Below are 13,588 nucleotides of genomic sequence, written 5' to 3'. Positions count from 1 at the left end.
TTGGCTTCGGCCTTTCCCTATTTCCACATATGTCCGTTTTCGTGAGCGAAACGCGTACACCACAACTCATTATCTTGAGCGGCGTGCACAAAGGCGCAGCCGTCCCGCTCGAGGCGAATGCCGCGTATCGGCTTGGGGCAGATGTTGCGTGTGACATTGTGCTGCGCGATGCAGGCATTGCCTCCCACCATGTCACGTTGAACATCGCAGAGGGCGAGCTCAGTCTGGCATCGCATGCCGATCTCGTTCAGACGGATCGAAAACTGAAAATACTAGACGGCCATGTCTGCGAGAGCCGGCTGCCGTTGTCTTTCAGCATTGGCGATACCCGTATGCAGGTCGCGTATTCCCGCGATGGGCATGCATCGAGGTCTTCGGCAGTGTCCTCGAGGTTGAAGGTCTTACTTCCCGCCATGGTGGGAATATCGGTCGTGCTGGGCTACATGTTGTGGTATCCCGTTGGCGTCGCCAGCGAGGCGAACGCACAAGCAAGCCTGAATGCGCTAGCAGAGCCTGCAAAAAAATTGCCCATCGACCTCGTGCGGCGTCAACTGGAATCCCGTTTGAAGGCATCGGGACTGGGACAACTGCAGGTAAGGGCAGGACAGAGCCAGATGGAAGTCTCTGGCGAGCTGCCCGTCGATACCAGAGCGCAATGGCATGAGATTCAGATGTGGTTCGATCGCGCCTATGGCAAAGACTATTTACTCCGGTCGAAGCTGACAGAGGCGCAAGCAGTGCGGATGGCGATCCAAGCCGTCTGGACCGGCGCATCACCCTACATTATCGATGGCCAGGGACAGCGCCGATATCCCGGATCCGTGGTGGAAGACGGCTGGGTGCTGGAGAAGATCGACCGGCACGAGGTGGTGCTGGTCAAGAATGGTCAGCAGCATATTTTCCGCCTCTGACGGATAGAGACGAGTATGCGGATAACCCGGGCTGATATCGATCTGTGGCGCGCTCGCGAAATGCAGGGCATGCGCCGTTTGCGCGAAACGGCGCCCACCCCTGCGCTGGAAAGACGATTTGAAGCCGAGGCGAAAAAACCGGCAGCGCGACGCCGCGGCCAGGTCGGAAGTATCGATGCGGGAAACGCCATTCCACCGTTGGGAGACGTCCTGGAGGAAACCAGCGGGAATGTCGTGGTTCTGCGTCATCTGATCAATCGTGTGCTGCCTGCGCTGCCTATGTCAGAAGACGTCAGGCAATGCGCCAGCGCGTTGTTCGCCGAGGATATGGATCATCATCTGCGCGTGCTGGATGCGGTGCCGCGGGGCGATAAAGAACAGGAAATCGATGGAGAATCTGGACAATCTGAGCCTGCAGTGGCTGTGCCGCCGAGCTGAATTGTTGTCGGAAAACGGTTATGTTCATCGCGGACTGGTGTACCAATTGGTCGCATATCACATGCAGCCCGATGACGAGAACGTGCTGCATGGCTTGGCGAGAATATTCGCAGCGGCGGGCGATGGCGCGCGTGCGCTGGACGTCGTTGGCAAGTTAGAGGCCATGGGAGTCGATGCAGCGGACTTGTCGATGGTGCGGGCGAATGCATTTCTGGCAATGGGTAATACAGAGGAAACCGCGAAGATACTGGCACAGCATCTGGACACGCTGGGGAAAATAGAATGAACGGAATGAACGCTCAGTTGAATCGCATTCTAGGCGCCGCTGCGCGGCGCAGCGATATGATCGTCGCTTCTTTCATTCTGACGGCAGTCGTCATGATGATCATTCCATTCCCGACCTATGTGGTGGATGTGATGGTCGGCTTTAACATCGCGTTTGCTGTGCTCATTCTGATTGTTGCGTTTTATAGCGCCCGGGCGGTGGATTTTTCCGTTTTGCCCCCAGTGATTCTGTTGAGCACGTTGTTTCGCCTGTCTCTGTCGATCACGACGACACGGCTGATTCTGCGCGATGCAGACGCCGGCGAGATTGTTGCCGCATTCGGCGAGTATGTGATTGCGGGTGACGTCGTGGTGGGTATTGTTATTTTCTTGATCATCACGATTGCGCAATTCATCGTCATTACCAAAGGCGCAGAGCGCGTGGCAGAAGTCGGTGCCAGATTCACGCTGGATGCGATGCCAGGCAAGCAGATGAGCATTGATGCCGATCTGAGAAATGGCGATATTGACCAGACACAGGCCAAGGCGCGCAGATTGAATCTGGAGCGCGAGAGCCAGCTTTTCGGTGCAATGGATGGCGCGATGAAGTTCGTCAAAGGTGACGCTATTGCTTGTCTTGTCATCCTTTGCGTCAATCTGTTCGGCGGTATTGTGATCGGCACGATGCGGCATGGGATGTCGTTTGCCGAGGCGACGCATACTTATTCACTCTTGACAGTGGGTGACGGCCTGATTGCTCAGTTGCCGGCACTGATGACGGCGATCGCGGCAGGCATTGTGGTGACCCGCGTTAATTCCGATCGCGGTGTCGACCTGGGAGCGGAAATCGTTGAGCAACTCGGCGCCAACACCAAAGTGCTCTCGCTCTGCACGGCTATTCTGATTTTTCTAGCACTGGTGCCGGGTTTTCCAGCCTATGTTTTTTTGGGATTGGCATTGATATCCGGAACAGGAGCCTATGCGACATGGCGCAAACAGCGCGCCGATATGATCGATCATGCGCATCCTCAACAAGACGAGGTGGTCGCGGCCGCGCAAGCGCTCGAACCGCAACCGGATCCTTCCCGGCAGACTGCGGCTGATTGGGACGATGCACAAACGGGGCGTCTATTGCTATGCTTGAATCCATTGACGGCCCAGACACTACCGCTGAGATCACTGCAATTGTCGCTCGCCGAGGCGCGCGCGCGGGCCGAGCAGGCGTTGGGAATTCCTTTTCCTGCGGCGGGGCTCAAGCTTGATCCTGCGCTCGCAGATGCCACGTTCAGTATCTGCATAGACGGCATCCCCGTGGCTGGCGGCCTATTGCATCACGACTGCGTTTTTATTGTTGGTGATTTGACGGCTGTTGACATGTTGAATCTGCCCGGGCAGGCGAGGCTCACTTTTGATGGTCGGGCCGCGGCCTGGGTCTCGGATGACCATATACAGGATTTGGAGCGCCTAGGAGCGGTCTGCCTGGCTCCGGTGGAGGCACTGGGTGAATACGTGTCGATGGCGCTGATTCGCCATGCGCCTGAGTTTCTGGGTGTGCAGGAAACACGCCAGCTCTTGAACGAGCTCGATCAAAGCCATCCCGAATTGGTTCGACAGTCGTTGCAAGTCGTGCCGTTACCGCGTCTGGCGGAGGTGTTGCGTCGATTGTTGGAGGAACGTGTCTGCATCCGGAATTTGCGCAACATTCTGGAGGTCGTTGTGCAGGTCTCCGACGCAAGATCGTTGCCTGTCCTGGCAGAGAACATACGCGTGGCATTGGCGCGTCATCTTTGCCATCAGTACGCAGATGTACATCGCACGATTGGCGCGTACGTGCTGTCGCGTGAGCTGGAACAGAACATTCGCAAAGAGACTTTCCCTGATGACAAGAAACAGATTCATACGTTGTCCATCGACTTGAGCAGCACGTTGATCGATGGCCTGCAGTCTGCGCCTCAGGGGGCCTCTGCCTCAGCCCAGCCCGTGCTGATGGTCGCTGCAGATATCCGACGATATTTGCAGCAGCATCTGGCAAAGCACGGGGTTGCCATTCCTGTGCTGGCGTATACAGAGCTGGCCTCGGGGTATGTGTCGCATCCATTGGCTGTCCTCGGCGCAGATGGGGTGGCTCAAATACCGGAGTCCGGCGCATTCCAATCGGATCATGCCCTGAGGGAGGCAGCGTGACCTATTTTCGTGGTGTTGTCATGGTGCTGCTGAGTCTGATGCTCTCGACATCATTAGCCCGAGAGACGGGCGAGTCCTCTGCTGTGTCGGTGGCTCAGGGGGACGGCCGGATGCTGCGTTTTAAACAGGCAATCGATTCGATAATGATCGCCGACGAGGCTGTGGCGGATGTCCAGATCATCACGAGCCGTGCTGCCTATCTGTTCGGAAAATCGATTGGCACGACACGGATCACCGCTCTCGATGCTAACCAGAATATCGTCATGGATACCGCAGTACACGTCGGGACCGGGGCTGGGGACGGCAATGTACAGGAGCGTGCCGCAGGCAAGCGCGTGGTAGCTCGCGGTCGTGTGAAAGATCTCGGGGATGCCGTCGAACAGGGTGCGTTGCTATCCGGCTATGCCAGCGACGGCGTGCAGCCCGTGAACATGATGACGCAATCGGATTTGCCTCAGATCAATTTACGCGTGCGTTTCGCGGAGGTATCCCGCCAGGAGCTGCTGGCGTACGGGGTGAACTGGAGCGCCTTGTTCAATTCGGGCTCGTTCTCTTTTGGCTTGGTGACGGGAGGCCCGCTGGCCGCGGCACAAGGGGCCACCAATATCGTGTCGGGAGGATTCAGCTCGGGCAGCGCAACGGTTGATTTGCTGTTGGATGCGCTGCAAACCAATGGCGTGCTGGAAATTCTGGCGGAGCCGAATATCACCACCGTAACGGGGCGTACGGCGAGTTTTCTGGCGGGTGGAGAGATCCCGGTGCCGGTGCCGGTGACGAATGAGATGATTGGCATCGAGTACAAGCCCTACGGCGTGTCGCTGGTCTTCAGGCCGGTCCTGTTACCCAACGACCGGATCTCGCTGCAGGTTCGTCCAGAGGTCAGTACGCTGTCCAGTGCAGGGCTTGTCGAGGTATCGGGGGTTGATATTCCGTCGTTCAGTGTGCGGCGGGCCGATACCCAGGTGGAGATGGCCAGCGGCCAGACGTTTGCGATTGCGGGTTTGTTCCAGCGAAACAGTTCATCGGACATCGATAAGCTCCCGTTGCTGGGCGATATTCCCATCCTGGGACAGCTTTTTCAGTCCAAGCGGTTTCAGCGTAACGAGACTGAGCTGGTCATCCTGATTACGCCGTATCTGGTCAAACCCGTGTCGGGTAAAGCCAGTGCGACGCCCTTGGATGACGCTCACGAGAATCCCGCCCGCTTGGTCGTCGGCGGCCCGGCCGGACTGCAGGGAGCTTCTGATTTTGGTTTTTATGTGTATTAGATCGAGACGGTCATGCGAGTAGCGATGCGTGGGTTTATGGCGGTGGCTCTGATGTATTGCATGTACGGATGTACGAGCATGTCCCAGTCGGGATATTCCGACAGCTATCGTCCGTTGCAAGCAGGGCCGCAGACAGATTTACGCTACCTACCGCAGGCATGCCTGGCCGACGACATGATCGGCACGGTGCCGCGGCTACCCCCTGGCTGCGCCAATGCGTTGAACCTGGCTGAGATGGTGATCGATCAACGCGATCTGAGCCGTGGCCGCGAAATGGGACCGGCCCTGGTCGGGCCAGCGGCCTCTGCCGTTGAGCAATATTTGGGGGTCAGGGAAGACCAGGAGGCCGATCGCCGTAAACAGCTCGAAAGCGAATCGGCGATCACGAATTAGGAAGCGGCGCGACGGGGGCCGGCGCAGAGGTCGGGATAATACCGATCGCCGATGCGCGTTGGATCGGATCTGCGATCGCCCGGATGCGTTTGGCCCGGGCTATCAGCGCCTTTCGAGCCGGAGCGGGCATGCCTTGCAGCGCCTTCTCCGCTTGCTTGTCCTGGCGGGCAAGCACCAGGATCAACGCTTGCCGCCGGAAATGATGAGGCTCTGCAAGCGGCGATGCTGTAACGGCAGCGATCTGCTCAATCGCGGCTGGCATGTCATCGCTCAGAGCATAAACCATCGCTTGGTTCGCTTTGATTTCCAGATTGCCGGGCGCCAGTGATTCAGCGGTCTTGAGTGCCTGATGCGCCTGCTCGAACTCGCCGTTCAGTGTGGCGGAAATTCCCAGCAAGTTATAAGCACTGTAGGTGTTGATCTTGGGAGCGGCTGTCGCGATGAGTGCCTGGGCGCGCTCGGTATTGTGTTCGAGCAGTGCGGCATAACCCAGACCGAGAACTGCCTCTGGATCTTCCGGGCGCAGTTGATAGACTTTTCGAAAGGCCTGCGACGCCGCTTGCGGGTTGCCATTGCGCAACTGCGCCTGACCCAATGCCAGCTGTATGTCGGGATTGTCCGGCATGGTGGCGGCCGCTCGTTCGTATAGGGTGACGGCCGAGGCGACGTCGCCGCGCCGGGACAGGTCTTGCGCGAGACGCGTCAAACGCGCTTCTTGGGTCGATAGTGTGGGCGCTGTGGTGCAGCCACCTAGTAACGCCAGCGTCAGGGCGACGGGCAGCCAATGCCGGGTCAGGTCTGTCACGTAGAGTCTTTCAGCAGAGTCAGCCAACAATTAGAGCAGCCCAGCATGACACAGCGATGAAAAAACACAGTCCTTGCACACCTAGTACCGCGTAGGGTGACAAGTGTGCAAGGATCTGGGTAAAGACTTAGTTCTGCGGGCGTTGTTTGACTGCGTCCAGCTCGCCTTTGAGTTCGGTCGTGAGTTCCGTGACCTTGGCCGATAGCCCGATCGCGCGATCAAAGGCGTCTTGCATGTTGGCGATAGACTCGATGGTCGTGCCGTTCAGCCCGCCTTGGGCTGCCCAGTCGAAATTCCACGAGCCCGACAAGCCGTCAGCACCCGCGACGTCATGTGTCTCGATTGCTGTAAAGACATCTGGGTGGCTGATCATGTATTGCGCGGCAGCGGACACATCGGCAGGTACGTTGCCCGACGTGTTATTGGCCAATTGCTTTAGCTCGTCTGCATTGATGGCCGATTTACCGTTGCTTTTGAGATAGTCGGCGATGATCTGGCTCGACTTGGAGATGTTGAGCTTTTGTTCAAAGACCAGAGCTGAATTGTCTCGAACGAAGGACGAGTTTCCTACGGCTTGAGTGGGGGCTGTCACGAACATCTCCTTGATATGGGGGAGGGGATATGCAGATTGTGATGAGGTGTTGTTGCGTGGACATGTCACCACCGACATGTCCGATACTCATATGTCAGGTCACGAGGCGATGGTAGAGTCTTCGCCCGGCCATTCGTCATCGGGGATGTCGCCGATGTCGCCGTTTTTCACGCCATCAATCTCGTACTTGGTCAGATAGGTGCCGAGCGTATCGCCGAAGTCATCGGACCGCTTCTGATGCTTGCCCTCTTCGATGAGGCCCGGCAGCAGCGATACGATCACTCCTATCCCTGCCGCAGTCCAACCCAACGCCCCAGCAAAGACAGGGACAATGTTGGGGACTTTGCTGATGAGATTCGGCAATAGGGCGTTACCCAGTCCCCAAGCACCTTCGACCATGGAGGCCAATCCGGCGATGGCGCCGATAGAGCTTGACGTGATGGTCAGGCCACCGGTAACCGTGTCTCCATTCCGGATCGATTTGACCCCGTCAAAGATGCCATAGGCGCCCATGACGACGCCGGCGGCGCCGCCCAGGCCCTTGGCGCCTTCTTCGAACTTCTTCGCCAGGTCGGCCCGTTTATCGTACAAGGCCGGCTTCGTATCTTTTGCGTCCTGGGCGGCCTGGTTCTCGGGCGAGACGTCGTCCAGCAGCGATCCCACGCTATTCATCAGGTCGTCGTCGAGCTTGCCCTTCAGGCCTTTCAGGTATTGGGTATAGCCCTTCATCCCGCCTTCGGTCAGCAGGGTCGCAGTCAACACCGAGCCTGCGGTGATGTTGACGATATCTTTCTCCGTGGGCTTGCCGTTGGTGCCAATTCCACGCGCGATTGTCATGCCAGCAATGAAGAGCCCGCTCACGCCATGGAGGACTCCCTTGTCATAGGCTCCCTTGGCGTTATTGTTGGGATCGAGATTGTTGAGGCTGCCGGTCTTGTCCAGCGTCTTCGTCCCTTGGCGGTAAACATCCCAAGTCGCTCTGAAACCAGCCAAGATCTGGTCTGGTGTGGACTTCTTGCCATTGTCGTTGACGAAAAGCTCGGGGTTCTCCTTGACGACCTCTTCAATATATTTTTTTACTTTTTTCTCGTCGAGCTCGTCGCCGCCATTGATCCCGAATGCCTTCTTCATATCGTCGAAGGAGGCATCCTTGAGGATGTTTTCATTGCCGATTTTCGAGAAATTCTCTTCGAGCTTGTCGTCGAACTTACCGGTGAATTCGGGGTCGAGCGCAGAGTTGTAGAGCGCGACCTCCATGTTGAATACGCTGGCAGCTTCTTCAAAGGAGTTATCTTTCAGCAGCTCCTTCAGACGGTCTCCAGACACCAGGGACTTCTCGTAGAAGTCCTTGAAATCTGTTTCGTGGTCAGATTTCTTGATGGCTTCTTTGATGTCTTTGGGTTCCTCGATCCCCAGCGCGTTCTGATAGGATTGCGCGGTTCCGATGAACTCTGCCAATACTGCCTGCTGGGCGGACTTTCCGTCCTTCATGTTCGTTTCCCACGACGTGTTCAGAGCATTCCCGCTCTTGATTTCTTTGTCGTAGGTATCTTGTACAGCTTCCTTGAGGCCTTTATTGTCTTCCATCAGGCCTTTCAAGGCACTGGCGGTTTTTTCGCTCAGCGTTTTGGTGACTTCCTTGTCGTCCTGCAGGATCTTGATGTGATCATTCAGGTCCTCGAATACCTTGTCCTTGTCCGGGTGGACGCGTGCACGGTTAGCGATGGAGACTTTCGAGTAGTCATCCTTCCACATGCCAGCGGATGCGCCATCCACCATCAATTGCTGGGCATGTAGCAGGTCCTGCAGAACGGCTGCTTTTTCGTCGCTGGAATATTTCTCTGGATGCTCGAAAATATCGCCGTCGAATTTACTGACATCAATATCCGAGAACGCGCTCCGTTCCGCAGCATCGGAAAGAAAGGACATCAATGACGCAGCATCCTTTGGCGCCGACTTGCTGAGCCAGGTCTGTATGTCTCCCTTGCTGAGGTCGCCGTCTTGTCTTTGTGCCAGGGAGTGCTTCGCGTTGTCGACGATATCGAAGGCGCCAGGTTGAGACCAGAACTCCAATGCTTCCTTGGTCTCGTCGCTCAGATCCTTGGCGGTATCTGTATATCGCTTCAGCGCGTCGGCATCCAGATATTTACCTGCCCCCGCTTTTTCACGAATTTTGTCGTAGTTTTCCTCTAGGATGGCGGCATATTGGGCTATCTGCTTTGACCCTTTGTCGGCATCAGGATTGGCTTTCAAGTAGTCTTTGTAGCTCTGGATGTCCTCTACCTTGTCGTTAATTCCAGACGTCTTTGAGAGATCGCCCTTGAGTGCGTCGAAACCGTATTTGCCGAAATCCTGGAGGCGGCCTGCCTCTGTGTCGGGCTTGGCCTCGCGACTCGACGTGAATCCATTGATTTTTCCATCGCCGACACTTTCGCCGGTGAGTTCTTTGCCATTGCTGTCGAATTGTTCGACATGCCTGAGAAGCTGCGTCGCACGATAGGCGGCATCTGCATTCGTGTCAAAGTCTCCGATACGCTCTTTCAGCAGATCGCGTACGCCGCTATGATCACCGAGTTCCTTCAGCAGAGGATCGCCGTCGATGATCTCTTTCGCGGATCGATCATCGCCTTCGGGGCGTTCCCACTGAATTCCCAAGTCTTCCGCCTTTTTGCGCGCGTCCTTGTCGTTGGCCACGTCTTTATAGTCAGTAAGCTTGCCCTTGAGCGCGGAAAAGCCCTCTTTGCCAAAGTCCTGCAGACGGCCTGCTTCCGTGTTCGGTTTGGCCTCACCACTGTTGGTGAATCCGTTGATTTTCTGGTCGCCGACATCACCACCGACCTGACGCTTGCCGTCTTTGTCGTACTTTTCGATATGGTCCAGGAGCTGCGCGGCCCGATAGGCAGCATCTGCGTCTTTATTGAAATCGCCGACCCGCTCTTTCAGCATATCTTTCACGCCACTCTGATTTCCCAGATTCTTGAGCAGCGGATTGTTGTCGATAATGTCCTGGGCTGAGCGGTCATCGCCTTTAGGGCGCTCCCATTCGATTCCAAGATCCTCTGCCTGTTCACGTGCTTTCGAGTCGTCGGACACGGAAGAGAGATCTTTCAGCTCGCCGTTGAGGTTCGAGAATCCGTATTTGCCGAAATCCTGCAGGCGGCCCGCTTCCGTATTGGGCCGGGCCTCGTCACTGCTGGTAAAGCCGTTGATTTCACCATTGTTTACATCTTTGCCGGCAAGGCGATTTCCGCTCGCATCGTATTTCTCTACGTGTTCAAGTACCTGCACGGCGCGGAATGCAGCGTCGGCGTCTTTGTCGATGTCGCCGCCCACGCGTTGTTCGAGAGAGTCTCTGACGCCGCTCTGATTGCCCAGGTTTTTGAGTAGTTCGCTGTCTTCAATGATTTCCTGTGCGGAGCGTTTGTCATCATCCGGCCTTTCCCACAGAATGCCTGCATCTTTTGCATCTTTTTGTGCCTGTTCCCATGCGGCTGTGTTGTCGGGATCAACCGATTTCGGGTCGACAGGGCTTGATGCAGTGACGTTAGACATAGAGATTGTTCCTTTCTGTCATGGGATTCGGCACGGACATGGCAATGCATTGCTCATGGAGTCCTTGGGGATTCGTATGAGCATTGTTATGTCTTGCGATGACAGTGGGATGAACCCGGCTGCATTCTTTGGCAGCAGGTCAAAAGGAACTCAGGAGGCGTGGGGTGTCAGCCCATTGGCACGATTGACGCTAATGGAGAATCGGCCGCGGTACGGTATCAAGGCGCACGCCGCGCCAAAACCTCATCACGCGGCCCTGCATCCACCACGCGTCCCGCCTCCATGACGACGATCGTGTCAAAGCGGCTGAGCAGGCTGGGCCGATGCACAGAGGCCACGATACACGCCGTGGGAAACGCGGCATACATGCGATCGAACACCTGGCCTTCGGATTGCGGGTCCAGCGCGCTGGTGGGCTCATCCAGCAGCAGCAGGGAACTGCCCTGCGCCGCCAATGCCCCTCGTGACAGGGCCAGGCGCTGCCGTTGCCCGCCAGACAGATTGCTGCCGCGTTCGTTGACCGGGCTGGCCAGGCCGTCGGGCATGCGTTGCAGCACTTCGTCGAACACGCCGGTATGTACGGCGGACTGCAGTGCTGCTGACGTGGCAGGCTCGCCAAAGGTCAGGTTTTCCTCCACGCTGGCTTCGAACACCTCGGCTTCTTGCGGGATCAACGTAGCCAATGTGCTCAGTTCGGCCCAGTCTACTGACTTGCCGTCGCGCAGCAGTTCGCCTTGCTGCGGCGGATATAGGCCGGCCAGCGTGCGCAGCAATGTGCTCTTGCCACCGCCGCTGGGTCCGATCAACGCGATGCGCGACCCCCGGCGCAAGACCAGATCGACATCATGCAAGCCGCCGCGCCCATCGGCGGAATAGCTCCAGGTGAGGCCACGCAGCGCCAAGGTTTGCCATGGCGCATCGGGCACGATGGCGGGCACGGTGGCCTGCGGGTCGCCCGGCGCCCGCCAGATGGGCTCGGCGCTGCTGAAGTCGGTGTGGATACGTGAGAAGCTCTGGAAGTTCGACGCAATGGCGCTGACGACTGAGGCGACCTGCTGGGCATATTGATAGATCATGAAGATCGTGCCCAGCAGCACGGCTTGTCCGGGCTCGCGATGTTGCAGTACGTAGTGGACCACGAGTATCCAGGTCAGGCCCATGCCCATCAGGTCTACCACGCACCATTTGACCTCGTTGACCCAGAGCGCTCGGCGCAGCGGCACCATCATGGTTGCCAGGCGACGGCCCAGAATTTTGCGCGAGGCAGCTTGCAGCCGCAGGCCAATGACCGTCCCGGCATTGCTGACAAAATCGAGCAGCGCCGCAACATAACGGCGTTCCTCATCGTTCTCGGAACGCGCCAGCCGCATCAGCACGAGGTCGAAACGCAAGGTGATGAGTGCAATCACCAGATAGCCGCCAACGGCAATGCTGCCGCTGGCCTGAGACAGCAAGAACAACGCTACCAGAGGGCCAACGAAGTTCAAGGCACTGTGCAAATAGCCATACATGCCCCGCGCGAATGTCGACAAGGCACGGCTGGATTGCAGCACGCGGTGCTGCAAGTCGCCCGAGTGACGGCCATCGCGCCAGGTCAGCGGTGCGGCAGCGATACGGGCGTAGAGCTCGTCGGCCAGTTGCTCCCGTGCGCGTACGCCAACTTGGCCCTCCAGTACGCGTCCGGGGCCGTGAAATACCCAATGCATCGCGTAGCAACTGACCAGGAACATGATCCACAGGCCGGCCGTCGGCATATCGTTTTGCTGCAGGGCATTGATGGCGTGGCCCGCCAGCCAGGGCAAGGTCAACTTGATCAGCTGCGCGCCGGACAGCAGGGTGATGGCGCCGATCAGGTGCCGCCGTTTGCCATCGGCATAGCGCCACAGCGCGCCACACAGCTCGAGCGCTGCGCGGGTCATGCCGATAGAGGAAGATGAGGAGGATGAATCAAGCTTCATTGTGCAGGGGCGGCAGGTCGGAGGTTGGGACTAGTGGGTCAGCAGACGGTTCAGCGCATCTTGCGCTAAATCATAGGCGGTGAGACCGGGCAGTCGGGCCATGAATTTTTCACGATTATTGCCGGACACGGGAGCAGACCATAACGCGACGGCATAAAGCATGTGGCCGCTGTGCGTCAGCGTTGCCAAGAGATCTCCCGCCTCGCCACCGGATTTCGACCGAATCTCGAAACGAAAACGATGTTTCGTGCCGCTGGCCCCCTCGGATAGAGGAAGGGCGTCGTTTGAGAGCAGCTTGGCGTCGCCAAAGTCAGGAGACTGCTTGGCCATGAAATCGCGCAGCAGGCTCTGCCCATCACGAGTCATGTCAAAACCGTTGGGTGTCTCAAGGGCGGCAAGCCACACGAGTCCGGCATTCTTGCCATCGCGTTTACGCACCATGTGCATTTCTGCCGGAACCGCGCCGTTGAAGTCATTGATGACCACCTGCCACGCGGGCGAGACGTTCAGCGTCGCGGCATGCTGGCCGAGTTTTAACGGGATATCCTGCATTTCCGCCCAATGGCTGGCGGGCTTTCCATCGGCAAAGCGGATGTCGTCGAGCATCGTCCGGGCGAAGGTCTCCACACTCTTGCCTGTTCTCATTGCTGTTCGCTCATCGTGTTTTCCCGTCGTCGCCGTCACAAAGTGAAAGACGAGCAGCTTTGTCCCGCGCGTCAGGCAGCGAGTGAAGCCTACCTGTACCGGTTTGCCTTCGTCAGCCTTGAGGCTACGCAGGTCCGCCGAGGCCGAGTCGTCCGAAACGGAAAGAGAAATCACATCCAGCCCTGTTGCTTGCACCTCATACGCGCAAAGGCGCACAGCGGCAGCGGGATACTCCAGATCGAAAGCGACGATGCTGACGTCTGCTGGGACGGTCTTGGATGGCGTCACTTTGCCCACTACCACCGAGCGTCCGGCCGTGTTGGGCTGGCGAGGCTCATAGTTCACGGTTTGAAGGGTGGCCCCTTTGGGCAGGGCAATGTCCGCGCGCAGGTCGGGGGCGCCGAAATTCAGCGTCTTTGTTTGCCAGCCTGTCGGGGGCGAGGCGGCGACGCACCAAGTTGTTGTCATCAGGCCGATGAGCATGCTGCCAAGGAGGCGCAGTGTGGTGTCGTTGATTTTTTTTCTCATCATTTGTGTCTGCTAAAGGTCGTCGATATGGGCGATGGGAAACGTCGGGG

11 protein-coding genes are annotated in these 13,588 nt (G+C 57.6%); 6 read left to right on the top strand and 5 right to left on the bottom strand.

Annotation, left to right across the window (positions count from 1 at the left end):
- Positions 1 to 41 precede the first annotated feature (41 nt).
- From ACYVI2_RS09360 to ACYVI2_RS09335, 6 genes are all read left to right on the top strand, one after another.
- Positions 42 to 911 carry a SctD/MshK family protein gene (locus ACYVI2_RS09360; protein WP_415818882.1) on the top strand — a complete coding sequence of 290 codons (870 nt, stop codon included), beginning with the start codon at positions 42 to 44 and terminating at the stop codon, positions 909 to 911.
- A gap of 15 nt (positions 912 to 926) precedes the next feature.
- On the top strand, positions 927 to 1,349 hold the full coding sequence (locus tag ACYVI2_RS09355) for a hypothetical protein (protein ID WP_415818881.1): 423 nt from the start codon (positions 927 to 929) through the stop codon (positions 1,347 to 1,349).
- A complete protein-coding gene (locus ACYVI2_RS09350) occupies positions 1,300 to 1,635 on the top strand; it encodes a tetratricopeptide repeat protein (RefSeq protein ID WP_415818880.1) in 336 nt (111 codons plus the stop codon). Before ACYVI2_RS09355 ends, ACYVI2_RS09350 begins: the two co-directional genes overlap by 50 nt.
- Positions 1,632 to 3,797, top strand: coding sequence for a type III secretion system export apparatus subunit SctV (sctV, locus tag ACYVI2_RS09345; RefSeq protein WP_415818879.1), 2,166 nt, complete (start codon positions 1,632 to 1,634; stop codon positions 3,795 to 3,797). The genes ACYVI2_RS09350 and sctV overlap by 4 nt, the downstream gene beginning before the upstream one ends.
- A complete protein-coding gene (locus ACYVI2_RS09340) occupies positions 3,794 to 5,065 on the top strand; it encodes a type II and III secretion system protein family protein (protein WP_415818878.1) in 1,272 nt (423 codons plus the stop codon). Before sctV ends, ACYVI2_RS09340 begins: the two co-directional genes overlap by 4 nt.
- 78 nt (positions 5,066 to 5,143) lie before the next feature.
- Complete coding sequence (locus ACYVI2_RS09335; RefSeq protein WP_415818877.1) at positions 5,144 to 5,458, top strand: hypothetical protein; 315 nt, start codon at positions 5,144 to 5,146, stop codon at positions 5,456 to 5,458.
- Here the strand turns inward: ACYVI2_RS09335 and ACYVI2_RS09330 are convergent.
- The 5 genes from ACYVI2_RS09330 to ACYVI2_RS09310 form a co-directional block, all read right to left on the bottom strand.
- Positions 5,448 to 6,263 carry a tetratricopeptide repeat protein gene (locus ACYVI2_RS09330; protein ID WP_415818876.1) on the bottom strand — a complete coding sequence of 272 codons (816 nt, stop codon included), beginning with the start codon at positions 6,261 to 6,263 and terminating at the stop codon, positions 5,448 to 5,450. The two genes, ACYVI2_RS09335 and ACYVI2_RS09330, sit on opposite strands and share 11 nt — an antisense overlap.
- 127 nt (positions 6,264 to 6,390) lie before the next feature.
- Positions 6,391 to 6,855 carry a hypothetical protein gene (locus tag ACYVI2_RS09325; RefSeq protein WP_415818875.1) on the bottom strand — a complete coding sequence of 155 codons (465 nt, stop codon included), beginning with the start codon at positions 6,853 to 6,855 and terminating at the stop codon, positions 6,391 to 6,393.
- Between the two features lie 99 nt (positions 6,856 to 6,954).
- Complete coding sequence (locus ACYVI2_RS09320; RefSeq protein WP_415818874.1) at positions 6,955 to 10,407, bottom strand: type III effector HrpK domain-containing protein; 3,453 nt, start codon at positions 10,405 to 10,407, stop codon at positions 6,955 to 6,957.
- A 218-nt stretch (positions 10,408 to 10,625) separates the two neighbouring features.
- On the bottom strand, positions 10,626 to 12,365 hold the full coding sequence (locus tag ACYVI2_RS09315; RefSeq protein WP_415818873.1) for an ABC transporter ATP-binding protein: 1,740 nt from the start codon (positions 12,363 to 12,365) through the stop codon (positions 10,626 to 10,628).
- A 30-nt stretch (positions 12,366 to 12,395) separates the two neighbouring features.
- A complete protein-coding gene (locus ACYVI2_RS09310; RefSeq protein WP_415818872.1) occupies positions 12,396 to 13,541 on the bottom strand; it encodes a hypothetical protein in 1,146 nt (381 codons plus the stop codon).
- Positions 13,542 to 13,588: the final 47 nt, after the last annotated feature.

The sequence above is a fragment of the Bordetella tumbae genome (assembly GCF_054780995.1).
This window is presented reverse-complemented; position numbering and strand designations above follow the sequence as displayed.